Here is a 24325-nt window from a genome sequence, read left to right as displayed (position 1 = left end):
ATAATGTATTTTTTTTGTTAAAATTGTTTTTAATAACAATGTTGGATATAAACTTAATTTTTTAACAACAGAAAAAACATCAATTTTATAGTTCCATTACATAACCTTAGCTCTACTAAATAATTATAATCCAAATTTTCTATCTTTAGATGCAATTAAATTACAAGATGAAAGTGAATTTTCAATCTCGGATTTATACTAAATTCTTCTTGTTATTTTAAGAAAATAAATCAATAAAGAAACGTATGTTGCTGTTTTTAAAAATAATCGTAGTACACGTTATTTGATCATAGAACAGCAAGTACAAGAATTTATAAATGCTGAGGAAGTTTTTGACGTAAAAATGCTCGGATTCATTAAAGTTTTTTACATTTACAAAAAACTATATTTGACTATGTGTGGTTAAAAACAATAATAAGCAAAGAAATGATTAAACAACTAATCGAATCAACAACATCAAAATGAAAGGAATTATTCTTGCAGGCGGCTCAGGTACAAGGTTACATCCACTTACATTAGCAGTATCTAAGCAATTACTACCAATTTACGATAAACCGATGATTTATTATCCCTTATCCGTACTGATGTTAGCAGGGATAAAAGAAATATTGGTCATCTCAACACCGCATGATTTGCCAAATTTCAGAAAATTGTTGGGTGATGGAAGTCAGTTTGGAATCCAACTTTCATATGCAGAGCAGCCATCACCTGATGGATTGGCACAAGCCTTTATGATAGGAAAAGAATTTATAGGGAATGACGACGTTTGTTTAGTTTTAGGAGATAATATTTTTTATGGAGCGGGACTACAAAAATTATTAATGAATTCAGTTGCTAAAGTAAAAAATGAAAATAAAGCAGTTGTTTTTGGATATTATGTAGAAGATCCTGAACGCTATGGCGTGGCAGAATTTGATTTAGAAGGCAAGGTTTTAAGTATTGAAGAGAAACCAACGGAACCAAAATCAAACTATGCGGTAGTTGGGTTGTATTTTTATCCTAATAGCGTTATTAATATTGCGTCGAATGTAAAGCCTTCTAACAGAGGAGAGTTAGAGATTACTGCCGTAAATCAATACTATCTAGAAGAAAAGACATTACAACTACAAATGCTTTCACGAGGATTCGCATGGTTAGATACAGGAACTCATGAAGCCTTAACAGAGGCTACAGAGTTTGTGAAAGCTGTAGAGAAAAGAACAGGTTTAAAAATTGCCTGCCTTGAGGAAATAGCATTTCGAATGGGATGGATGTCGGCAAGTACCATCATCGATAGAATATCAAGTTTAAAAGGTGATTATTTTGAATATTTAAAGCGAGTAATTAAATAATGATAGGATATTTTTACATTGCTGTTACTTTATTCTTTACCGCTTATGAACAGATAAAAATTCTAAAAGATCATTCATATATCAATTGTAAGTCTTGTTTCTAGAGCTGAAAACATGGTTGAGGAGCTTGTAAAAGGAGTTCACAAAACTGTAAAAAATATTACAGATGATTATGAAATCATAGTAGTTGAGCATTGCAGTTCCGACAATTCTTGGTCCAAAATTGAAAAGATACCGAAAAATGATCAAAACGAGAAAGGTTACCAACTTTCTAGGAATTTTAGGCAGTATTATGCAATCACTTGTGGTCTTAGGTATGTCTCTAGGAGAATGGGTAATTGTAATGAATTTTGATTTGCAACATCAATTAGAAAAAAAACAAGAAATTATGCTATTTAGAACAACAGTATAAGTAATATGGTTTAGCCTATTTACCAAGGAATGACTTTTTTTGAAACACTTAAATACCCTGTAAAGATTAGATCAATATAACCTTGAGTGGCAGAGAAAGAGCATTTAATAACCATTTGCCTGCTGTCATAGGCTGAAATAGAATAAACTATAACTGTAGTTTAGTTAAAAACAATAGAAAAGAATATAGTCTTTCAATAAATTTTAAAACAAATCGTAGAGTGCTACCTGATGTTAAATTTTTAAATAAGACGGGGATTATGAGATTTGTTAAGTGAGATCAAAAAAACTAAAAACCATAGAAAACCTTATTTTTAATGATTGTACAAAAAATTCTTGAACGTAATAGATAAATAAATAAAAATGAATACCACTTTCTTACTTTTTTTAATTGGGTTATCCTTAATAAGTATATTAATTATTTTTGGTTTTATGTTATCCAAATTTACTAAGGAAAATAGTTTATTTAAAAATATTGCAATTGTTATTATTGCTATAACTGCAACTTTCGCTTTAGTACAATCTAATTTCCGCTCTTATTTGTTGATCGCTTTTATTTTATTGATATACGCACTTTTTAGAGATAAGTTATTCAATAAACAAATCTCTTTTACGAAACAAAAACTAGAGCATAGCTTTGTAAAAACTTTAGTGCTAGGACTCTTTTATTTTTCTATTTCATTTGTTGTTTTGAACCTTCAACTACTTACAGAAAATAACGTTTATTCTTCTTTACATCCTGACTTTTCTTTTTATGCTGCTGTTTCAGAAATTTTAACCACCACAGGAATTGAAAATAGTGATCTTAGTAGTGCTTTATCAGGTAAATTAAGCTATCAGTTTTATCATTATTTTGAGCTTTGGTTTAATGGGTTAATTACAATTATAATTAACAATACATTTTTAAACACCTTGATGTTTGTAACAATACCCTGTTTCTCAGCAATTATGCTGTTAGGTATATATGAATTACAGCAAAAGATATTTGGTCAAGTGAAGTTGTTAAGTAGTGTAATTAAATATTTTATACCGTTGATGATTTTATTTGTTTTTCCTTTTATGAGAACTTTTTCTGCCCTTGTTAAGTATATAGCTGGTGAAAATTTAGGATATTGGACAAATCCGAGTATTGCTTCTGGCATAGCTTTAAAGTTAATTATCGTGGTTTCGGGCATCACTTATTTATTATTGGATTATGTAAAGAATAAAAATAAGAATATAATTTTAATTTGCGCATTTATTGGTATTGTATATCCGCCAACATTAGTTACAATTATTCCTAGTATTATGATATGGCAAATTTTTATTATAAAGCAAATAAATAAAAAAATAATTTTTGATAATTTTATTCTATTTATATCAATAGGACTTGTGTTTTTATGGATAAATTCTTTTGAAAAAGGTTCTATTGATAATAATGTTTATGATATACCTTCAACTATTGAAATGATTCAAACTCATTTTGGAAGTAATATAAAAAAATATTTAATGTATGTTATTTCACCATTACTAACCTTTATAAAATTATCTTTCTATGTATCTCCGATATTAATTTTACTTTTTTTAAAAAGAAAATCTTTAGTAAATATCTTGAAGACTAAAAAAGATTTAATATTTTTATTTACGTTGTTTTTCGTCATAAGCTCATATGGGGCTGGACTGTTGGGTTATCACAAAGATGGTGTCCAATTGTATGAAAATATAATGTTACCAATTTATATACTTTGTATCTTTTTAGCATTTATATATCTAATAAGCTCTAAAAAAACATATATAAAAGTATTTACTACGATTGTGCTGAGCTTGATGCTGATAATTAATATTTATGGATTTTTAGGCAGAAGATTTTCTAACAATCCAGAAGACAATAAGGTTAGTAATGTAAACAATATCATAGATGCTTATAAAAAATCATCATCAAAAGAAAGTATAATGATAGCTAGCAATGATTTTTACAGCGATATGAGAAGCAAGAATACCAAATTCATTATTGCAGGGCATAATTTAAGATTTTTTGTCAATGGTTATTTCCCTCATACACTTTCATTAGATAAAATAAAAATGGAATCTATGGCTGAGAAAGCTTATTTGGCTAAAAATTTAATACGATCTAAATACTTTAATGAGATAATTCAGCAGGAACTGTCTTATAAAGAGGTGATTAAGAGTAATAAAGAAATTACATTCTTAATAATTGATAAAGAAGCGCTGGAAAATATAAATGCGGAAAGTGAATTTTCGGCAGATTATTTAGGCGTAATAGATGGTTTTTCATATTACAAAAGGCGTTAAAACATTTGATTTTTTTTTATTAATTTTATATTATGATAAAAACAGGTTTAAAGATTGCGTGTCTTGAAGAAGTTGGCTAGAGAATGGGGTTTCTTGCAAAAGAAAAGGTTCAAATCTATTTAGACAATCAAAACTCAAAAAGCAACTATTTTAGTTACCTTAAGAATAATTTTAACAAAAAGTAAATTTGATAAATATGATAATAAATATTTCGATTGTTGTTCCTTGCTACAAAGGTGAACATAGTTTTTGGGCGCAACATAGGTAGCAAAGTAATTAATAGGATGATTTCCTATTTTCAGGAAAAACCAAAGGGCCTAGTGGGCTCATCTTTTAGGTTGATGACTAATGATTTTGCCAAGGTAATCGTAAATACCTGTAATGCTATGCCATCTGTTTCTAGCTTACTGATTCAAAGTAAAAGTTATGAGTAAGGCTTTTGCATAGTTAGACGCCTGAACTCACGAATCACTAACTGAAGCTGCAGAGTTTGTTAAACCTGTCGAGAAAAGAACAGGTCTCAAAATAGCTTTTATAAAGGAAGTAGCATATAAAATGAAATATATTAGCAAAGATAATTTGTTTACGCGAACGAAAGAAATGGGAAATAGTGCTTTTGTTGTATATTTGATAAAAATATTGACTTAAGTAATGAAAGATTATTTTTTTATACCAGCTACAAAACTTCATAAACTTGATTCAATCTCTGACGATTGTATAAAGATAATTGATTTTGAGGATTCTATACTATTCGATGAAATTGAGTATTATATGGATGCTTTAAAAAAAGTACCTGACTACATGCAATATTGGTACAGAGTGCCAATTAGAAATAGTTATGATGAAAAAATTACCTTAAATCACTTAAATGCATTTGTGAAAATTGGTATAAAAAACATCATAATTCCTAAGCTAAAAACTAAAAATGAGTTTGTAGAAATTACAAAAATTAAGGCTAATTTATCTTTTATTTTATTGGTAGAGCATCCTTTGTTTTTAATTGAACTAAAATCTGTTTTGAAAAACAAAAAACTTATTAGTAGTATTATAGCTATTGGGATAGGGACACATGATTATTTGACATTTATGAAGAGTTCAGAGGATTCTGCTAATTTTAATTTTATTAGATTACAGCTTCTAAATATTGGAAAGGCTTATGGTGTAGATTGTTTGGATTATGCTTCAATGAATATAAAAAATGAAGATGAGTTCAAAAGATCTATAAACAATACTTATAAGCTTGGTTTTGACGGTAAGTTTCTTGTACATCCTATTCAAAAAAAATGGGTTGATGTATATTTTGAACAAACACAAAAAGAAGAAACTGAATGGGCAAAACGGATTATTTCACATTTGCCAGCTGGATCATCGGAAGATATTGAACCATTTATTATTGATGGTGAAATTATTGAAAAACCACACGTTAGAAAAGCATTAAATATTTTAAATAATGAAACCAAGTAATTTAGGTAATTTTTATGAAGATTTTGTTGTAGGCGAATGTATTAACCATTCGTTATCTAAAACAATATTTGAAAGTGATAATAATTTTTTTAGTTTGCTAACGATGAATCATCATCCTGTTCATTTAAATCTCAATTATGCAGAAAGCAGACAACATCAAAAAATTTTAGTCGTTGGAACTTTAGTATTCAGCTTAGTGGTAGGTATGACAGTACCAGATATTAGCGGAAAGGCTATTGCAAATCTTGAATATGCTGAAGTAAAACATCTTAACCCAGTTTTTATTAATGATACAATTTATGCTAAAACCTATGTTCTAGAGAAGATTGATTCTAAAACAAAATTAGATAGAGGGGTAGTAAAAGTAAAGACGGTCGCCTTTAATCAAAAAGGAATAGAAGTCTTATCATTCAAAAGAAATATTTTAATAAAAAAAAATGAATAAATACTTAATGCGCAGTTTAATGTTTGTGCCAAGTCACAATCATAAATTAATGATAAGTGCTGATAAATCTCAAGCAGATGTGCTTTTATTAGATGTAGAAGATTCTGTTCATTCTGCGGGGAACAAGCAGGTAGCAAGAAATAATATCGTCAAATATATTAGTGAAGGATTTTTTAGAAATAAATTGATTTTTCCTCGGATAAATGATAGAGAAAGTGGCCAATTGTTAAAAGACGTTACACAATTAACCATTGAGGGCGTTCATGGCTTTATGTATCCAAAAGCCAAAACCAAAGAAGATATCTATTTTTTCGATAAGCTTTTGGAAACTATTGAATATGAAAAGAACATTAAAATCGGAACTTTTAAAATTATAGCTTTGATTGAGACAGCATCAGCAGCTATGCATGTGACAGAAATCTGTAATTCGTCTAAAAGATTAATAGCAGTGGCATATGGCTCTGAGGATTTTATTGCAGATTTGGAAGGTGTTCATGATTACGAACATACGAGCTTATTTGTGCCAAGGACCTTAATTGCCATGGGAGCAAGAGCTGCGGGTATATTACCAATCGATACGGTACATATCCGAGTGCATGATTTAACTGATTTGGATAAAAATTTAAAAATTTCAAAGAATTTAGGGTTTGAAGGCATGTTGGTGTTAAACCCAAAGGAACTTCCATTGGTACATCAATATTTTTCACCAAATGAAAATGAAGTAACAAATGCTCTGAGAGTTTTAGAACTTTCCAAGGAAGCAGAGGAAAGAGACGAGGGTGTTGCTATTATAGATGGAATATTTATAGGCCCCCCCATGGTTTTAGCAGCTAAAAAGAAAATCCTTAAACATCAATTAATAAGTTTAAAACATAATAAATGAAGGTTTCAATAGTTATCCCTTGCTACAAGAGTTCGAAAAGTTTGGAAGAACTGACTGAAAAAATAAATATTTTGCAACAAGAGATGGAGGAGCAAATAGAGTTATTATTTGTAAATGATAGTCCGTCCAACTTTCCAACTTTTAGAACACTTGAAAAACTGTCAAAGACATATAGTTTTGTTACTGCAATTCACTTAAGAAAAAATCATGGACAACAAATAGCTATTTTAGTTGGCTTTTTGCAAGCCAAAGGTGATTTGATTATGACTATGGATGATGATTTACAACATCCAACTTCAGAAATTCCAGTCTTAATTAATGCGATGAAAAATGATGATAAGGTTGATGCTATTTTTGCCGTGCCTAAATATTCCGACAAAAAGCACGGTTTATGGCGAAATATTGGTAGTTTTTTACTCAATAAGATAGATACGTTTTTTTTAAATAAACCAAAAAATTTGACAAAGTCTGCATATAAAATAATGACCAAAGAAATTAAAGAATTTATTATTCAAAATTATAATGCACAGCCAACGATATCAAGTTTAATCATTACTGCAACTTCTAATATTAAAAATATAGAAGTTAAACACAACAGACGTAAATATGATAAAAGTAATTATAATTTATTTAAACTTATTGGACTGTCTTTAGACTCGACATTACATTATTCTTCATTGCCTCTCAAATTAATTGGTATTCTTGGTCTTGTCGGTTTATTATTTTCGTTTTTTTATGTTATTTTTATATTGATAGGTAAATATGCCTACGGCTTTAGTATTCCAGGTTTTGCTACTACTGTAATTTTAATTACTATCTTTGGTGGTTTTAATTTGTTTGCAGTCGGTATTATCGGTGAATATCTCATTAGAATAGTGAAGGAGCAACAAAAAGTTCCATTAAAAGATTTAATCAAAACAAAATAGTAATATAAATGATAAAACTTAAAGCTTTAAAGCCTCTTGTAATTGTTGGTGCAACTGGGTCAGGAGAAATTGCGTCAAGTGTTTTTGAGGATATAAATAAGGTTAAGCCTCAATGGAATATTTTAGGGTTCTTAAACGATGTATCTGAAATTGATGACCATATAGGTAAATATAAAATAATCGGTAGAAGCGAGCAACTATTAGATTATATTCAAAAAGGTTGTCATGTACATTATACTTTTCATTTTAATGTTAAGAAAAAAAATGAGCGTGTAAATGCTTTTAAGGAATTGAATATACCATTGGAAGCTCATGCTTCGGGCGTTCATCCATTAGCTTATTTAAACCCTAGTTCTAGAATAGGTGCAGGAAGTCTAATGTTGCCTTACTCTGCAACTTCAGGGGGAAGTATAGTGGGTGATTTTTGTCACATGTATACATCTTCTTTTTTAGGACATGATACATATTTGAGCAGCTATTCAACCTTGGCGGCTCATAGCGTTTTAGGGGCAAGAATAAAAATGGGAGAAGGGGTACATATTGGACTGAACGCCACAATAAGAGAAGATGTTGTTATAGGGAAATATGCTATTGTTGGTATGGCAAGTAATGTTATATCGGATATAGGTGATTATGAAATATTTGTGGGTAACCCCGCAAAAAAAAATAGATGATATTATTTTACATTATGATTTTTAAGAAGTTGATTTTAAGATGAAATATATTTTTTTATCAGTATTTGTGTATGCTTTTGCATCCATTTTTTTAAAGCTGGGCGCACTTTCGATGGGTGCCTACAATTTACTAAATATTATACATAATTATTTTTATCTCTTCTCAATATGTTGTTTATTTATCCATGCCTTATTATGGCAACTTGCATTAAAGTCAAACCCTCTGAATGTTGCTTATGCCATTAAAACGATTTATTACCCTATTTTATTAGGAGTTTCTTATTTTGTTTTTGATGAAAGCATTAGTTTATATAATATTATTGGTACTATTTTAATATTATTCGGGGTTTACAAATTATATTTCAATTACAAATAATTTTATATGGTATACTTTGCTTTGGGTTTTTTGGGTGTACTGTTAACTGCAATTTCACAATTATTTCTTAAGAAGTCTTCTCAAAATAGTAGTTTAAATAAGTTTAGTATTTTTGTTAATTTTCATAGTGTTATTGGTTACGCATTAATGGTTTTGGTAACATTGATTAATCTTTACGTTTTTAAATTTTTAGATATAAAATACACTTTAGTCTTTTTACCATCTTCAATGGTTTTAGTAACTCTTTTTTCATCTTTTTATTTGAAAGAAGAAATAAAGAAGAGCAGCTACAAATACTATATACTTATATTAGTCGGTATCGTTATATTCAACTTGTAATAGTTTCAGTTATTCATGAACCAATTTTTAATTTAATTTTAAATGACAATTCCTTTTAATAAACCGTATCTAACGGGTAAAGAAACGCATTATATTTACGAAGCTGTAAAGTCGGGAAAAATTTCCGGCAATGGTATTTTTACTAAAAAATGTCAACAGTTTTTTGAAGAAAAATATGGTTTCAAAAAAGTTTTGCTCACTACTTCCTGCACAGATGCTTTGGAAATGGCAGCTATTTTGACTAATATCGAATTGGATGATGAGGTCATCATGCCAAGTTATACTTTTGTTTCTACCGCAATTGCATTTGTTCGGCAAGGTGCTAAAATTGTTTTTGCTGATTCTTATGTGGATAACCCAAACATGAATGCGGATGCTATAGAAGCTTTAATAACTCCAAAAACAAAAGCAATTGTTCCTGTACATTATGCAGGTGTTGCTTGTGATATGGATAAAATTATGGAGTTAGCTGCTAAATATAATTTACTAGTAATTGAAGATGCAGCCCAGGCCATTGATAGTTTTTATACAGGTAAAGATGGTGTAAAAAGAGCATTAGGGAGTATAGGCCATCTAGCAGCATTTTCTTTTCATGAAACAAAAAACATTATTTCAGGCGAAGGAGGTATGTTAACTATAAACTACGAGAAGTTTATTCATAGAGCCGAAATTATTTGGGAAAAGGGTACCAACAGAGCTGAGTTTTTTCGGGGTGAAGTAAATAAATATGCATGGGTAGATACTGGAAGTTCTTTTCTTCCATCTGAAGTGATTGCAGCATTTTTGTGGGCCCAAATTGAAAATTTAGAGGATATTCAAAGTCGTAGATTAAAGATTTGGAATGCATACTTCGAAAATCTAAAAGATTGGGCGCTCCTTAATAATATAAAAATGCCCGCAATCCCTGAATATGCAACTAATAATGCCCATATGTTTTATTTAACTTGCGAAAACATTGAACAAAGATCAGCAATCATAGAAAATTTAAAAAGCAATAATATTTTAGCTGTTTTTCATTATTTAAGCTTACATAGTAGTCCATTTTATGCTCAGAAGCACGATGGCAGAATCATGCCAGAAACAGACAGATACACAGATTGCTTAGTTAGGTTGCCGTTATTTTATGAGTTAAATGAGGATTTGGTTATCAATCAGTTAAATAAAATATTTTAATGTATAAAATAATGTTTCCACATAGACCTGGTTCTGGTGGTCCTGGTAGTTTTCAAATCAGATTTGAAAAAGCCCTGAGCCAATTAGGGTATCAAATTCAATACAAAAAGGATGAAGAGAAGCCGGATTTAGTTTTTATTGTTGGCGGAACAAGTAAAATTTTCTGGCTTTTAAGAATGAAGTTTAAAGGGGTGCTTATCGTAATAGGTTAGATGGTTTAAATTGGTTACATCGAAAAAAAAAGAAAAGAGTTTAAACATTACTTATTAGAATAATACAGAAATTGGAACAATAAGTTAATTCATGCTTTTTTTGCAGATTTTGTAATTTATCAAAGTAAATTTGTGGAAGATTGTTGGGTTAAAAAAGGGTGTCGAAAACAGAAAAACACGACAATTATTCATAATGGTACCCAAATGCCAGAGGGAATAAGGAATGATGCCAAAAAATATGGTAAAAATAAAAGAGTCGTTATTCTTGAAGGTACTATCGATTATTCTCCTTATGCAGTTCAATTAATGAATGATCTTTGTAACTATTTACCAAATGATTTCAAGATCGAGTTGTATGGAAATTTCGAAGATAAAAGAGAACAACTTAAATTAAATAGTGATATAAATTATAAAGGTTTCTTGAATAGGTCTGACGTAAATCAAGTTTTATCAAATTCAATTTACATATCATTGGATATTAATCCAGCATGACCAAATACTGTAATTGAGGCACTTTCAACAGGTTCTCCTGTGGTTGCTTTCGATACGGGAGCTATCCCTGAATTAATTGATGATTCTTGCAGAGCTGTTGTAAACTATGGCTCAAATCCATGGGAATTGGGGTATCCAGATGTAAAAAGTCTGGCGAAAGCAATTATTAAAGTTGAAAAATAAAATTCAACAAAATAGTAATATTTGTAAAACAAGAAGTTATGAACAGATTTAAAGCAGAAATTTATCGCTTTTTTGAAATGATTTTTTCATTAATACCTGGATTTATGGGGTTTTATTTAAGGAGATGGTACTATGGGTTTTTTCTAAAATCAAAAGGAAGCTCATTTAAGATTTCAGTTTTTTCGAGGATTCAACAACCTCAAGCAGTGAAAATTGGAAATTTTGTAGGTTTTAATGATGGGACCTGGATAGCTGCTAATCTCAAAGGAGGTGAAATTATTATAGGCGATAATGTTATTGTTGGACCTAGATGTGTTTTACATTCAGGAAATCATAATTATGAAGATCCAGACATACCGATTTGGAAGCAGGGATATAGTTTTTCGCCCATAATTATAGAAGATGATGTTTGGATTGCAGCTAATGTTACTGTGTTAAAAGGAGTCACAATTGGTAAAGGTAGTGTTATAGCAGCTGGTAGTGTTGTTACAAAAAATGTTGAGAAGTATTCAATTATGGCAGGAGTTCCTGCCAAAATAATAGGACAAAGATAAATGAAGAATATTGCATTTCCACATAGGCCAGGTTCTGGTGGACCAGGAAGTTTTCAAGTGAGATTTGAAAAAGAATTGGAAGAAAGAGGTTACAATATAATATATAGTGACTCAAACATTACTCCTGATTTAATATTTATTGTGGGAGGGACAAAAAAAATATTTTGGTTATTAAAGCATAAATTAAAAAAAGTTCCAATCATTTTTAGACTTGATGGTATCAATTGGCTTCATAAAATACCTGGTACCAAACAAAGGACATTTAAAAATTGGATAACGTCAACGGTGATTAATTTTTTAAATAAGATCATACATGCCCTATTTGCGAATGAAATTATTTATCAATCAGAATTTGTAAGAAATTGGTGGGATAAAAAGGGATTTGTAAAGCACAAAAAATTCAGTATTATTTATAATGGAGTTGATCATAATGTATTTAAAAGTAAGCATAAATACAACGACACATTTATTCCGAAGATTGTTTTTTTAGAAGGTAATTTGGATTATTCACCATATGCTATTGACTTAATAAATGAGGTATATGATGTTTTTAAAGAAAGAGTTTTTCTGTATGGTGATATATTATTTGAAGTAGAAAGAAATAAATTAAATAAAAAAGCCAATTACATGGGGTCAGTTTCAAAAGAGTCTTTACCCGATATATATAGTGGGGCAATCTATGTCTCTTTAGATGTGCATCCAGCATGTCCAAATACTGTAATTGAGGCATTATCGTGCGGTGCACCTGTTGTAGGATTTGATACTGGGGCTATATCAGAACTCGTTGAACATAATAATGTTGGTTTTGTTGTTTCATATGGTTCAAATGCATGGAAGTTGGATAGCCCCGATGTTATAAGTCTTATTAATGGGATACATGAAATTTCAAATAGATTTTCTTATTATGCAAATAATGCAGAAAAGTATGCAAATAATAAATTCTCTATTCAGAGAATGACTGATAAGTACGAAGAGGTAATCAATAAAGTTAAAAAATGAAATTAAAGTAAAAAATAAGTCGTTTTCATCGAAAAAAAGAAGCATAATCTTATAAAGACACAAGTAAAAGTGATAGTAACTTTATTTTAATAATAGGTTGTGGAAGAAGTGGTACAACTTTTATCTCTAATTGGCTTAAAACTCACGGTCTTAAAATTGGACATGAAAGATTATTTAAAGATGGGTTTAACTCTAGGTGTTTAGTATATGACCGAGATTAGGTCCCATTAGGCCAATTATAGGGATTTAGAAAACACCAATCATATAATGTACATCAGGTAAAAAAACCTGTTTTGCTGCTAAATCATCAGGGTTGTTCACAGGGTTATCAAGTTTGCGATTTTTCAGTAAGGAAATTTTAATTGTTTTAAAAAATAATTCTAACTTTTTAAGGTAATGAAATATTGGAATATTATACCGAGTACATTCACAGGAAATTTGGTTCATGATGAAAAATTCAGTGACGAAATTATTAGGATTTTAGAATCTAATGAAATAAGTTTTCAAAAGAAAGCAAAGAAGTAATTAATAGCAAATCAAAAATTAATACCAGAACTCATGAAAAATTATCTTTGGAAGACTTGTATAACGAAAATTCAAAGCTAGTAGAAGAGATAAAACAATTGAGTATGGAACTTAGGTATTAATCTCATTTTTAAATACACTATTTAAAAATATTTAATTGATTCAAAAAGTAATAGAAAAAAAGAAATAATTACTTTTGTGCAGTTACAATTCGAAATTAATTTTTTTAATAAAAACTTGTGAAAAATAACAAAAAAATTGCAATTATTGGTGGTGGTATATTAGGTTTGGCTACTGGATATCAGTTGGTTAATAAACGCTCAGGATTTAAAGTACACCTATTTGAAAAAGAAAAGGGGTTTGGAAAACATCAATCAGGAAACAATAGTGGTGTACTTCATTGCGGATTGCATTATCAACCAGGTTCTTTAAAAGCCAAATTAGCGGTTAATGGAATTAGAGAAATGATAAGATTTTGTGAAATTAATCAAATAAATCATGAAATATGTGGTAAAGTTGTCGTAGCGTCTAATGCTAGTGAAGCAAAATATTTAGATAATTTAGCAGAGAGAGGAAATAGAAATGGATTATTAGGAGTTAAATATTTGAATAAAGAAGAATTAAAAGTTCGAGAACCTAATGTTTTTGCAACTAAGGCATTACTGGTACCGGAAGAAGGAATCATAGATTACCATCAAGTAATGAGTACAATGGCAAAAGGGATTTGTGATGCGGGGAGTGAAATTAGTTATAATACTGAAGTCAATCATATTATTACAGCAGGAAATCAAAGTATTATTAATACGGATAATAATAGTTATGAATTTGACTATATTATAAATTGTACTGGTTTACAGTCGGATAGAACTTACGAAAAATTCACAAAATTAAAATCTCCATTAAAAATCGTCCCTTTTAGAGGTGAATACATGAATATAAAAGAAGAATATACAAGTTTAATAAATCACCTAGTATATCCAGTGCCAGATCCAACGTATCCTTTTTTAGGTGTTCATTTTACAAGACTTACTAATGGCAAAAGAGAAGTAGGGCCTAATGCCGTTTTAGCATTAAAAAGAGAAGGATATTCTAATAGGGATTTCAATTTAAATGATACGGCTGATACTATCTTCTATAAAGGTTTTCAAAAATTTATTTTCAAAAATTTTAGATTCACTATGGGAGAATTCAAAAGTTCATTATCTAAAAAAGATTTTGTGAATAAAGCAAAAAAGTTAATTCCAAGTGTTGAAGACTATATGTTTGAAAAAGGTACAGCGGGTGTTCGAGCTCAAGCAATGGATAAAGAAGGTGAATTAATAATGGATTTTAAAATTGAAAAAAATGGAAATCAGATTCATGTAATTAATGCGCCATCTCCCGGAGCAACGGCTTCATTATCAATTGCAAGTTATATAATTGATAACTATATTTTTTAAAATATAATTACCATGAATAAAAAAAATATCAACTGATGAAAATAGGAAGAGTTTATGCTAATTTTCAGGAAGATTTTTATTACACAGAGCATTATCTAGCAAAAGAACTGTATAAAGAAAATCATGAGACTGTATTTATTACGTCCGACAAATATCTAGCATCTTGGAAAAAATATTTAAAAACACAAGATCCTGCTGGGTTTAAAGTTCGTGAATTTTATTCAGTACATAGATTAAAAGCATGGAATCCAAATGAAAAAGTTATTTATAAAAACCCGTTAAAACTTTGGAAATTACTTTTTAATAATGATTTTAATATATTGCATTTAAATGCTGTAGGGAGTTTTAGTACCATAACAATTCTCTGGATGGTTTTATTAAAAGGCAAAAAGGCACCCAAAGTATTCATCAATGACCATACAGATACAAGAACACATTCGAAAGAAGGTAGATTTGCAAACCTCTACTATTTATTTTTTAAAATAAATCTTTTATTCTTAAAAAATAAAATCAAGAAAGTAATTACTTTTTCAGAAATAGGTCCCAAAATTCTTTCTAAAAGATTTGGGCTTCCTACTACAATTTTTAGTATTATTCCCCTTGGTTATGATCAAGACAACTATTTTTATGATGAGAATATAAAAAATAGTGAGGACAAAATGGTCATTGGTTATGCAGGGAAAATAGAACCCTCTAAAAGAATTGATTTTCTAATAAAAGAACTTGATAAACTAGAAATAAGAGAAAATATAAAATTAATTATTGCGGGTATTAGGGAGGATGATTATTGTGATAATTTAAAGGAGATTGCAGCTAATTCATCTTTTGAAATAGAATTTATGCCATTTCTTACGACCAAAGAATTAAATAATTTTTATAATTATATAGATATTGCAATATTCCCAGGAGGAATATCCATTACAACAATTGAAACCTCCGCTTGTGGCACACCAGTAATTATTTATGAATCTATTTCTAACCTAGAAGAGCGGGTTGATAACGGAAGAGGTGAATTATTTAAAACAGATTTTGAATTAAAAGAATGTGTTCATAGCTATTACGAATTGTATAAAATTAATTCGATTGCAAATTTTTCTATTTCTGAATATACAATTCAAAATTATTCATGGAATTTAATCAAAAATAAATATTTAAAAATTTTTAAGAAGTACTATAATGAAAGAAAAAGTTAAATTTGCAATTGTCGGTTGTGGCAGAATTGCCCAGAGGCATGCGGAACACATTTCCAATTTTGGGATATTAACAGCAGTATGTGATATTGAGTATGAAAAAGCTGAAAAATTAGGAAATCAATATAGTGCCAAAAGCTACAATTCTATAGAAGAATTGCTCAAAAATGAAACGGATACAGACGTTGTATCTATTTGTTCTCCTAATGGTTTACATGCAGAACATACCATTAAAGCTTTAGATTCAGGTTACCATGTATTATGTGAAAAACCTATGGCAATAAATGTTCATGACTGTGGTAGAATGATACAAGCTGCGGAACGAAATAATAGGAGATTGTTTGCTATAAAACAAAATCGTTTTAACCCACCTGTAGCTGCAGTAAAGAAAGCTATAGACGAAGGACGTTTTGGTAAAATATATAGTGTTCAATTAAACTGTTTCTGGAATAGAAACGAAGACTACTACGAAAATTCATGGAAAGGAACAAAAGATATAGATGGGGGGACGCTATATACTCAATTTAGTCATTTTATAGATCTTCTTTATTGGCTAATAGGAGACGTTAAAAAAGCAAATGCGTTTATAAGCAATTACCATCACCAAGGAATTATAGAATTTGAAGACACAGGAGTTGTGTCTTTAGAGTTTTATAATGGAGCAATTGGCGGTATTAATTATACGGTAAATAGTTATGGTGGTAATATGGAAGGTTCTCTTACTATTTTTGGAGAAAAAGGAACGGTAAAAATTGGCGGTCAATATCTAAATGAACTTGAATATCAAAATATAGAAAACTTTAAATTTGAAAATCTTCCAAAAGGAAATACAGCTAATAATTATGGCCATTATCAGGGTTCTATGTCCAATCACGATGAGGTTTACAAGAATGTTGTAGATGTTTTGAGTAATGGAGGTTCCATTATAACAAATTCTTTTGAAGGATTAAAGACGGTTGAAATTATAGATAAAATTTACCAAGCAGCTAAAAATAATTAGAGAATGTATCCTAAAATTTTTAAAAGTAAAGTTGTAGATGTTAATTTTGGGTCTAATGTAAAGTATGTAGAGCCAGTTAATTTATATGGTTGTACTATAGGCGATGATGTTTTTATTGGCCCTTTTGTAGAAATTCAAAAAAGTGTAACTATAGGAAGCAGAACAAAAGTTCAATCTCATACTTTTATTTGCGAATTAGTAACTATTGGTAACGATACGTTCGTGGGTCATGGAGTTATGTTCATCAACGATTTGTTTTCTAACGGTGGGCCAGCAGGAGGAGACCAAACCCAATGGAAAAAAACACGTATTGGTAACAGAGTAAGCATTGGAAGTAATGCCACAGTTTTGCCAGTTAACATTTGTGATAATGTTGTTATTGGAGCTGGAGCTGTGGTAACAAAAGACATTTCGATACCCGGAACATATGCGGGTAATCCTGCAAAAAAAATAAAATAAAATAAAAACGCATTATATTATGAAAATATCCTTTGTAGACTTAAAAGCGCAATATCAAACGATAAAACCACAAATCGACTTAGCGATACAACAGGTAATTGAGGAAACTTCATTCATTGGAGGATCTAGAGTTAAAAGTTTTGAAGATTCCTTTGCGAAAGCTTATGGAGTTAAACATTGTATTTCAACAGCTAATGGTACAGATTCTCTTTATATTGTTCTTAAAATGTTAGGGATTGGAATCGGGGATGAAGTTATCACTGTAGCTAATTCCTGGATTTCATCTTCTGAAGTAATTTCCCAAACTGGAGCAAAACCTGTTTTTGTTGATATTGATCCTGTATATTATACGATTGATGAAAATTTGTTAGAATCAAAAATTACTGTTAATACAAAATGTATCATACCTGTTCATTTATATGGTCAGATGTGTAATATGGATAAAATTAGTGAAATTGCAAAAAAATTCAATATTCCTATTCTTGAAGATTGTGCACAATCACATTTTAGTGAATATAAAGGAATTAGAGCTGGATTAGTCGGTTTAGCTGGTTCTTTTAGTTTTTATCCAGGCAAAAATTTGGGTGCTTATGGAGATGCAGGCTGTTTAATTACTAATGATGATAATTTAGCATTAAAATGTAGAATGTTTGCTAGACATGGTGCTTTAAAAAAGCATGAACACGATATTGAAGGGATAAATAGTAGATTAGACGGAATACAAGCGGCTATTTTATCGGTTAAATTACCTCATATCTTAGAATGGACTAAACAAAGAAATCGAGTAGCCGATTTATATTCTAAATTGCTATCAGGAATAGATGAAATTGCAATACCTAAAAGAAGACCAAACACTTTGCATTCATTTCATCTTTATGTTATTAGATGTGATAATCGAAATGAATTACAAGAATTCTTACTTAAAAATGGAGTTCAAACCGCTGTACACTACCCGATTGCCTTACCAAATATGAATGCATATAAATATTTAGGGTATTCTAAGAATGATTTTCCAGTAGCAAGTAACTATCAAGATAGAATTTTAAGCCTTCCTATTTATCCTGAATTATCTGATGATCAAGTTGTTTACATTGCTGAGTTGATAAAGAAATATTATGAAATTTAATTTTGAAAATCCTTCAAATAAATACCACTATTAATTCTGGCAGTACAGGTAGAATTACAGAAGACATAGGGTGTGTACTTTTAGACAATGGACACGAAAGCTTCATCGCTTTTGGAAGAGGGAACCAAGAAAGTAAATCAACTAAAATAAAAATAGGAACCCAAAAAGATGTAAATCGGCATGGAGTTTTAACGCTACTGACAGACCGACATGGTTTTGGTTCTAAAAAATCGACTAAAGAATTATTAAAAGAAATTGACAAATTAAGTCCAGACGTTATTGGTCTGCACAACATTCATGGATACTATTTGAATATTAAAATTCTATTTAATTACATAACGCAGAAAAATATTCCAGTTATTTGGACGCTGCACGATTGTTGGTCATTTACAGGACATTGCACGTATTTTGATTCCGTGGGATGTGAAAAATGGAAAACACAATGTGAAAAATGCCCCAAAACTAAAATGTACCCTAAATCAATTGGTTTGGATAATTCTTTTAAGAATTTTAACGATAAAAAGCGTATTTTTAACAAAATTGAAAATTTACAAATTGTAACACCATCTCATTGGCTAAAAGATTTGGTGAAACAATCTTTTTTGAGACATCCAGCAATGTGCATTCACAATGGTATTGACTTAGACCAATTCAGTCCTGCAACTAATACGGACTATTTAAGAGGAAAATTGAGGTTACAAAACAAAAAAATTGTGTTGGGTGTTGCCAGCATTTGGGATGCAAGAAAAGGACTCTCAGATTTTGTAAAACTTGCAGGCGAGCTATCTGATGCGTATCAAATATTGTTGATTGGTTTAACCCAAAAACAAATAGAAGTTTTGCCTAAAAATATGATGGGCATCATGAGAACAGAAAGTGTAGCCGAATTAGCTACTTATTATAGCTTGGCAAGTGTTTTTGTAAATCCAACCTATCAGGATAATTTCCCTACCACCAACATTGAAGCATTAGCCTGCGGAACTCCCGTAATTACTTACAATACCGGAGGAAGTCCAGAAGCAATTGATCTACACACAGGTGAAATAATATCAAAAGGCGATACAAGTTCACTGAAAGCAGCCGTCACAGATTGGTGTACCAAAAAAAATCGAAATCATACACGAGAAAAATGTAGAGAAAGAGCAGTGCAATTATTCAATAAAGATGATCGTTATTCAGATTACCTTCATCTTTATGAACAAATGATTAAAAATAAATAAAGCTACAAAAGAGATCGTAAAGACTAGTTTTTAAATTAGAATAGGATGTTTAAAGAAAAAAATAAAAAAATATACATTGCTGGTCACAGAGGAATGGTAGGAGGTGCAATTTGGAATGCTTTAGTGCAAAAAGGGTATACAAATTTAATAGGTAAAACTAGCGTCGAATTAGACCTTAAGAGTCAAAAAGCAGTCCAACTATTTTTTGAGACAGAAAAACCAGATATCGTTGTAGATGCAGCAGCTCGTGTTGGGGGAATTTTGGCAAATAACAATTTTCCTTATACTTTTTTGATGGAAAATATGCAAATTCAAAATAACTTGATTCAAACGTCCTTGGAATATGGCGTGTCGAAGTTTGTTTTCTTAGGAAGCTCTTGCATTTACCCTAAGTCAGCACCACAGCCTCTGCAAGAAGATTGTTTGCTTACATCGCCTTTAGAGCCTACGAATCAGTGGTATGCCATTGCAAAGATTTCAGGTGTAAAAGCTTGTGAAGCTATCAGAAAACAATTTGGTAAAGATTTTGTAAGTTTAATGCCTACAAATTTATATGGTCCCAATGATAATTTTGATTTACAAACTTCTCATGTTTTACCTGCCATGATGCGGAAATTTCATGAGGCCAAAGTAAAAGGGAATGAACCTGTAACACTTTGGGGTTCTGGTGCGCCCATGAGAGAATTTTTACATGTGTATGATATGGCAGCCGCTGTAGTGTATGCCTTAGAAAACTCTTTAGGCGAACATCTATATAATGTAGGAACTGGTGTTGATTTAACGATAAAAGAATTAGCAGAAAAGATTCAAGTAGCGGTGGGGCATAAAGGTAAAATTATTTGGGACTATACAAAACCAGATGGAACCCCAAGAAAATTAATGGATGTGTCTAAAATGAAAAATAAAGGATGGAGCGCTACCATTACATTAGAAGATGGTATTGAAGCTACCTATCAGTGGTTCTTAAAAAACGAAAAAACTTTGAAAGAAGTAAAAATATAATTATAAAATTAATTTGATGAAAACTGCATTAATAACAGGAATTACGGGACAAGATGGTGCTTATTTGGCCGAGCTATTGCTTGGAAAAGGATATATGGTACACGGTATTAAACGACGATCCTCTCTATTCAATACGGATAGAATAGATCATTTATACCAAGATCCACACCAAAAAGACATTCGATTAAAGCTACATTTTGGGGACTTGACAGATTCAATGAATCTTACCAGGATTATTCAAGAAACACAACCGGATGAGATCTACAACCTTGCCGCCATGTCTCATGTTCAAGTAAGTTTCGAAATTCCTGAATATACAGCGAATGCCGACGGTATCGGCACGTTAAGAATTCTGGAAGCTGTGCGATTGTTAGGAATGACAGAGAAAACGAAAGTATATCAAGCTTCTACTTCGGAGTTATATGGATTAGTACAAGCGGTTCCTCAATCAGAAACAACGCCATTTTATCCACGATCTCCGTATGCTGTAGCTAAAATTTATGCTTATTGGATTACGGTAAATTATAGAGAAGCCTATAATATGTTTGCTTGTAACGGAATTTTGTTCAATCACGAATCTCCTTTAAGAGGAGAGACTTTTGTAACTCGAAAAATTACAAGAGCTGTTGCTAAAATTGCCTTAGGTTTACAGAATGATTTGTACATGGGGAATCTGGATGCGAAGCGTGATTGGGGACACGCAAAAGATTATGTGGAGGCCATGTGGCGAATTTTGCAACAAGACAATGCAGAAGATTATGTCATTGCTACAGGAATTACAACGAAAGTGCGTGATTTTATTAAATTGGCATTTGATGAAGTTGGCTTTAAAATAAAATTTGTTGGCGAAGGTATTTATGAAATAGGAGTTCTTGAGTCTATTGACTTGGCCAAATACGAAAAAGCAATGGGGACTAGTTTTAATTCTGAAAAAATAGTGTTTCCTGAAATAAATACTGAAATTGTAAAAGTTGATCCAAAATATTTTCGTCCAACAGAAGTAGATTTATTAATTGGAGATCCAACAAAATCTAAAACAAAATTAGGATGGCAACCTAAATATGATTTACCAATGTTAGTAGAAGAAATGGTGGCTGCAGATGTGAAATTATTTCAAAAAGATATTCATTTGATTCAAGGGGGGCATAAAACTTTAACACAAGCAGAGTAGAACGAATTTTATGATGGGGTATAAAAATAAACTTCGACAGCATTTAAAGAATAGTATTGGCAAGTCTGTTCAAAAAAAATACTTGGTTATCGAATCTGATGATTGGGGATCTATACGAATGCCTTCTTTAAAAGCCTATGAAAAACTGAAATCAAAAGGGGTAAATTTAGGTGCTGACAAACGAACTACTTATAACTTAACGGACACGTTAGCAACTGCTGATGATTTAGAAATGTTGTTTAATATTTTAAACAAACATAAAGATTATTTAGGAAATCCAGCTATTTTTACAGCGGTATCAGTAGTTACTAATCCTGATTTTGAAAGAATAGAAGCCACTAATTTTAACGAATATCATTATGAACTCTTTACAGAAACTTTAAAGAAGTACCAAAGAGCATCTGCTCTGCATCTTTGGAAACAAGGCATAAATGAAAAAGTATTTTATCCGGAGTTTCATGCACGGGAGCATTTAAATGTTCAAGTTTGGTTAAGAATGCTCCGTAAAGGAGATCAAGATACACTCTTAGGTTTTCAAGAAAAATGTTGGGGATTTACAACGAACACTCCTTTTAATATTAATTATCAAGCAGCATTTGATATAGAAACGAAAGATGATTTACCTTTTCAAAAGGAGAGTATATTGGACGGTTTAAGTCTTTTTGAAAAGATTCATGGATACAAAGCGCAATTCTTTGTGCCACCTAATGGGTTTTTTAACAATGATTTAGAAGAAACAACAGCCAAGGCAGGTATTAAGTATATCGGAGCTTCAAAAATGCAACAAGAGCCCCAAGGAAATGGCCTCTTTAAAAAGCATATCCATTGGTTAGGGCAAAAAAACAAATACAACCAAGTTTATTTAACAAGAAATGCATTTTTTGAACCTAGTGTACCGAATCAAGATTGGGTAGTTACTTGTTTAGATGATATTCATCATGCATTTTTATGGAAAAAACCAGCAGTAATATGCAGTCATAGAATCAATTACATAGGGGCATTGAATGTTGAAAACAGAAAGATAGGTCTAGAAAAATTAGATATACTGCTAACAGAGGTGCTTAAACGGTGGCCAGATGTGGAATTTATTACTTCGTCTGAACTTGGAAATAAGTTAAATACATAAACTCTTAATCTTTACTAGGTATGAAACAGCAATGTTTTAGTAAGTTGTAATAAAAATAGCATGCACAAAAAAAAGCAAATTGTTTTTGTAAATCAGTCTTCAGGTTATTTAATGATTGATATTCTAGAAGCTTTTGATGACATATATGAGGAACGAATTTTAATCACTGGATACCTAAATCCAAGGGAAAAAAACTTGGGTCAAAAGGTAATCCTGAAAAAAATGATACCCTATGATAGATCATCTTCTTTTAAAAGATTGATGACCTGGAGTATGGGCTTTTTAAAGGCAGTTTGGCTCATTAAAACAAGGTATAGAGATGCGGATCTTTTTTTAGTAACCAATCCTCCATTTACTACTTTTATTCCTTTGTTATGTTCTAATAAATACAAACTTTTAATCTACGATATCTACCCAGATGCATTGGTGGAATTTAGTTACTTTAAAAAAGAATCTAAGGTTACAAAAGTTTGGGAGAAGGTAAACAGAAAAGTATTTAAAAAAGCGCAAAAAGTATATACTTTAACGGAAGGAATGAAAAGTAGAATTTTAAACTATACGAGTGAAGAAAATATAAAAGTGGTTCCAATATGGACAGAAAATGAATTTTTAAAGCCAATTGAAAAATCAGTGAATCCCTTTATTATCGAAAGAAAATTGGAGGATAAGTTCATTGTAATGTATTCAGGAAATTTAGGGAAATCACACCCCGTAGAAATCATGGTGGAGTTAGCAAAGTTATGTAAAAACCCTAAAATACATTTTATGATCATCGGTGGTGGTGATAAGTATAATCTATTAGATCAGAAAATAACCGATGCGAATCTTTCAAATATTACACTACAAACATGGATGCCTACGCAAGAAATTCCTCAATCAATGAATGCTGCGGATATAGGTGTCGTTACTTTAGGAAAAGAAGCAACAGACATAAGTATTCCGAGTAAGACTTTTAATTTGTTTTCTGTAGCCAAACCCATTTTGGCAATTTGCAACAAAGAAGCTGCTTTGGCAGATTTAATAAAAAGAAATAAGTGCGGAGAATCATTTCCTCCTGATGAAATTCAGAATATATTAGATTTTATAAATAGATTGCATTCAGAAAAAGAATTACATAAGTACTATGCTAGTAATTCATTAAAAACTTCTTTACTATTTACAAAAGAAAATGCGAAGTCTTTTCTATAACTAGTTTCATTAGCTAATTTTCGAAGTGTAGAAAAAAATGTATCTAATGATCAGTTTTTACGAATTTCAAAAAGAGAAAGTGCGTTTTTTCTTGCAAAAATATAAGATTATATTCATCACTTAGC

At 30.7% G+C, this 24325-nt stretch carries 25 protein-coding genes; all 25 read left to right on the top strand.

The genetic code is table 11. The features are described from left to right. Window positions 1-461: 461 nt before the first annotated feature. The 25 genes from rfbA to K8354_RS09605 all read left to right on the top strand — a co-directional run bounded on the left by rfbA (window position 462) and on the right by K8354_RS09605 (window position 24200). On the top strand, window positions 462-1331 hold the full coding sequence (gene rfbA, locus K8354_RS09725; protein ID WP_223439200.1) for a glucose-1-phosphate thymidylyltransferase RfbA: 870 nt from the start codon (window positions 462-464) through the stop codon (window positions 1329-1331). Between the two features lie 114 nt (window positions 1332-1445). Beyond that, a complete protein-coding gene (locus K8354_RS18820) occupies window positions 1446-1685 on the top strand; it encodes a glycosyltransferase (RefSeq protein WP_223439198.1) in 240 nt (79 codons plus the stop codon). Window positions 1686-2105: 420 nt separating this feature from the next. Then, window positions 2106-4034, top strand: a complete 1929-nt coding sequence (locus tag K8354_RS09715; RefSeq protein ID WP_223439196.1) for a M14 family metallopeptidase — start codon at window positions 2106-2108, stop codon at window positions 4032-4034. 651 nt (window positions 4035-4685) lie between these two features. Next, window positions 4686-5498 carry an aldolase/citrate lyase family protein gene (locus tag K8354_RS09710; RefSeq protein ID WP_223439194.1) on the top strand — a complete coding sequence of 271 codons (813 nt, stop codon included), beginning with the start codon at window positions 4686-4688 and terminating at the stop codon, window positions 5496-5498. Then, complete coding sequence (locus tag K8354_RS09705) at window positions 5485-5943, top strand: MaoC family dehydratase (protein WP_223439192.1); 459 nt, start codon at window positions 5485-5487, stop codon at window positions 5941-5943. The genes K8354_RS09710 and K8354_RS09705 overlap by 14 nt, the downstream gene beginning before the upstream one ends. Then, window positions 5936-6826, top strand: a complete 891-nt coding sequence (locus K8354_RS09700) for an HpcH/HpaI aldolase/citrate lyase family protein (protein WP_223439190.1) — start codon at window positions 5936-5938, stop codon at window positions 6824-6826. The genes K8354_RS09705 and K8354_RS09700 overlap by 8 nt, the downstream gene beginning before the upstream one ends. Continuing rightward, window positions 6823-7752: a glycosyltransferase gene (locus tag K8354_RS09695; RefSeq protein WP_223439188.1), complete on the top strand. Its 930-nt coding sequence runs from the start codon at window positions 6823-6825 to the stop codon at window positions 7750-7752. The genes K8354_RS09700 and K8354_RS09695 overlap by 4 nt, the downstream gene beginning before the upstream one ends. Window positions 7753-7760: 8 nt before the next feature. Beyond that, on the top strand, window positions 7761-8426 hold the full coding sequence (locus tag K8354_RS09690; RefSeq protein ID WP_223439186.1) for an LbetaH domain-containing protein: 666 nt from the start codon (window positions 7761-7763) through the stop codon (window positions 8424-8426). Between the two features lie 40 nt (window positions 8427-8466). After that, on the top strand, window positions 8467-8802 hold the full coding sequence (locus K8354_RS09685) for a DMT family transporter (protein ID WP_223439184.1): 336 nt from the start codon (window positions 8467-8469) through the stop codon (window positions 8800-8802). Between the two features lie 381 nt (window positions 8803-9183). After that, window positions 9184-10314, top strand: coding sequence for a dTDP-4-amino-4,6-dideoxygalactose transaminase (rffA, locus tag K8354_RS09680; protein WP_223439182.1), 1131 nt, complete (start codon window positions 9184-9186; stop codon window positions 10312-10314). Next, window positions 10314-10526, top strand: coding sequence for a hypothetical protein (locus tag K8354_RS09675; RefSeq protein WP_223439180.1), 213 nt, complete (start codon window positions 10314-10316; stop codon window positions 10524-10526). The genes rffA and K8354_RS09675 overlap by 1 nt, the downstream gene beginning before the upstream one ends. Before the next feature lie 204 nt (window positions 10527-10730). Further along, window positions 10731-11018, top strand: coding sequence for a hypothetical protein (locus K8354_RS09670; RefSeq protein ID WP_223439178.1), 288 nt, complete (start codon window positions 10731-10733; stop codon window positions 11016-11018). Window positions 11019-11030: 12 nt separating this feature from the next. Continuing rightward, complete coding sequence (locus K8354_RS09665) at window positions 11031-11201, top strand: hypothetical protein (RefSeq protein WP_437440127.1); 171 nt, start codon at window positions 11031-11033, stop codon at window positions 11199-11201. A 38-nt stretch (window positions 11202-11239) separates the two neighbouring features. Next, complete coding sequence (locus K8354_RS09660) at window positions 11240-11755, top strand: acyltransferase (protein WP_223439174.1); 516 nt, start codon at window positions 11240-11242, stop codon at window positions 11753-11755. After that, window positions 11756-12754, top strand: a complete 999-nt coding sequence (locus K8354_RS09655) for a glycosyltransferase family 4 protein (RefSeq protein ID WP_223439173.1) — start codon at window positions 11756-11758, stop codon at window positions 12752-12754. A 764-nt stretch (window positions 12755-13518) separates the two neighbouring features. After that, window positions 13519-14718, top strand: coding sequence for an L-2-hydroxyglutarate oxidase (gene lhgO, locus K8354_RS09650; protein WP_223439171.1), 1200 nt, complete (start codon window positions 13519-13521; stop codon window positions 14716-14718). 35 nt (window positions 14719-14753) lie between these two features. Beyond that, window positions 14754-15911 (top strand): glycosyltransferase family 4 protein, encoded by a 1158-nt coding sequence (locus tag K8354_RS09645; protein WP_223439170.1) that lies wholly within the window; start codon window positions 14754-14756, stop codon window positions 15909-15911. Next, window positions 15895-16908 (top strand): Gfo/Idh/MocA family protein, encoded by a 1014-nt coding sequence (locus K8354_RS09640; RefSeq protein WP_223439168.1) that lies wholly within the window; start codon window positions 15895-15897, stop codon window positions 16906-16908. The genes K8354_RS09645 and K8354_RS09640 overlap by 17 nt, the downstream gene beginning before the upstream one ends. Window positions 16909-16911: 3 nt before the next feature. Then, window positions 16912-17367, top strand: a complete 456-nt coding sequence (locus tag K8354_RS09635) for an acyltransferase (protein ID WP_223439166.1) — start codon at window positions 16912-16914, stop codon at window positions 17365-17367. Window positions 17368-17386: 19 nt separating this feature from the next. After that, window positions 17387-18493 (top strand): DegT/DnrJ/EryC1/StrS family aminotransferase, encoded by a 1107-nt coding sequence (locus tag K8354_RS09630; protein WP_223439165.1) that lies wholly within the window; start codon window positions 17387-17389, stop codon window positions 18491-18493. 2 nt (window positions 18494-18495) lie between these two features. Next, window positions 18496-19713: a glycosyltransferase gene (locus K8354_RS09625; protein WP_223439163.1), complete on the top strand. Its 1218-nt coding sequence runs from the start codon at window positions 18496-18498 to the stop codon at window positions 19711-19713. A gap of 45 nt (window positions 19714-19758) precedes the next feature. Further along, complete coding sequence (locus K8354_RS09620) at window positions 19759-20715, top strand: GDP-L-fucose synthase family protein (protein WP_223439162.1); 957 nt, start codon at window positions 19759-19761, stop codon at window positions 20713-20715. 13 nt (window positions 20716-20728) lie between these two features. Next, window positions 20729-21886 carry a GDP-mannose 4,6-dehydratase gene (gene gmd / locus K8354_RS09615; protein WP_223439161.1) on the top strand — a complete coding sequence of 386 codons (1158 nt, stop codon included), beginning with the start codon at window positions 20729-20731 and terminating at the stop codon, window positions 21884-21886. Window positions 21887-21896: 10 nt separating this feature from the next. Beyond that, on the top strand, window positions 21897-23012 hold the full coding sequence (locus K8354_RS09610; RefSeq protein WP_223439160.1) for a polysaccharide deacetylase family protein: 1116 nt from the start codon (window positions 21897-21899) through the stop codon (window positions 23010-23012). Window positions 23013-23072: 60 nt separating this feature from the next. Continuing rightward, window positions 23073-24200 (top strand): glycosyltransferase family 4 protein, encoded by a 1128-nt coding sequence (locus K8354_RS09605; RefSeq protein WP_223439159.1) that lies wholly within the window; start codon window positions 23073-23075, stop codon window positions 24198-24200. The last annotated feature ends 125 nt before the right edge of the window (window positions 24201-24325 follow it).

Source organism: Polaribacter litorisediminis, assembly GCF_019968605.1.
In the GTDB taxonomy this organism is placed as follows: domain Bacteria; phylum Bacteroidota; class Bacteroidia; order Flavobacteriales; family Flavobacteriaceae; genus Polaribacter; species Polaribacter litorisediminis.
This window is presented reverse-complemented; position numbering and strand designations above follow the sequence as displayed.

Bases quoted from the DNA above. Each gene is read 5' to 3' on its own strand.
- K8354_RS09700 (WP_223439190.1), top strand. From the start codon at position 5,936: ATGAATAAATACTTAATGCGCAGTTTAATGTTTGTGCCAAGTCACAAT.
- rffA (WP_223439182.1), top strand. From the start codon at position 9,184: ATGACAATTCCTTTTAATAAACCGTATCTAACGGGTAAAGAAACGCAT.
- K8354_RS09635 (WP_223439166.1), top strand. From the start codon at position 16,912: ATGTATCCTAAAATTTTTAAAAGTAAAGTTGTAGATGTTAATTTTGGG.
- K8354_RS09620 (WP_223439162.1), top strand. From the start codon at position 19,759: ATGTTTAAAGAAAAAAATAAAAAAATATACATTGCTGGTCACAGAGGA.
- K8354_RS09685 (WP_223439184.1), top strand. From the start codon at position 8,467: ATGAAATATATTTTTTTATCAGTATTTGTGTATGCTTTTGCATCCATT.
- K8354_RS09610 (WP_223439160.1), top strand. From the start codon at position 21,897: ATGATGGGGTATAAAAATAAACTTCGACAGCATTTAAAGAATAGTATT.
- K8354_RS09715 (WP_223439196.1), top strand. From the start codon at position 2,106: ATGAATACCACTTTCTTACTTTTTTTAATTGGGTTATCCTTAATAAGT.
- K8354_RS09645 (WP_223439170.1), top strand. From the start codon at position 14,754: ATGAAAATAGGAAGAGTTTATGCTAATTTTCAGGAAGATTTTTATTAC.
- K8354_RS09695 (WP_223439188.1), top strand. From the start codon at position 6,823: ATGAAGGTTTCAATAGTTATCCCTTGCTACAAGAGTTCGAAAAGTTTG.
- K8354_RS09670 (WP_223439178.1), top strand. From the start codon at position 10,731: ATGCCAGAGGGAATAAGGAATGATGCCAAAAAATATGGTAAAAATAAA.
- K8354_RS09605 (WP_223439159.1), top strand. From the start codon at position 23,073: ATGCACAAAAAAAAGCAAATTGTTTTTGTAAATCAGTCTTCAGGTTAT.
- rfbA (WP_223439200.1), top strand. From the start codon at position 462: ATGAAAGGAATTATTCTTGCAGGCGGCTCAGGTACAAGGTTACATCCA.
- K8354_RS09660 (WP_223439174.1), top strand. From the start codon at position 11,240: ATGAACAGATTTAAAGCAGAAATTTATCGCTTTTTTGAAATGATTTTT.
- K8354_RS09710 (WP_223439194.1), top strand. From the start codon at position 4,686: ATGAAAGATTATTTTTTTATACCAGCTACAAAACTTCATAAACTTGAT.
- K8354_RS09690 (WP_223439186.1), top strand. From the start codon at position 7,761: ATGATAAAACTTAAAGCTTTAAAGCCTCTTGTAATTGTTGGTGCAACT.
- K8354_RS18820 (WP_223439198.1), top strand. From the start codon at position 1,446: ATGGTTGAGGAGCTTGTAAAAGGAGTTCACAAAACTGTAAAAAATATT.
- K8354_RS09655 (WP_223439173.1), top strand. From the start codon at position 11,756: ATGAAGAATATTGCATTTCCACATAGGCCAGGTTCTGGTGGACCAGGA.
- K8354_RS09705 (WP_223439192.1), top strand. From the start codon at position 5,485: ATGAAACCAAGTAATTTAGGTAATTTTTATGAAGATTTTGTTGTAGGC.
- K8354_RS09630 (WP_223439165.1), top strand. From the start codon at position 17,387: ATGAAAATATCCTTTGTAGACTTAAAAGCGCAATATCAAACGATAAAA.
- K8354_RS09675 (WP_223439180.1), top strand. From the start codon at position 10,314: ATGTATAAAATAATGTTTCCACATAGACCTGGTTCTGGTGGTCCTGGT.
- K8354_RS09640 (WP_223439168.1), top strand. From the start codon at position 15,895: ATGAAAGAAAAAGTTAAATTTGCAATTGTCGGTTGTGGCAGAATTGCC.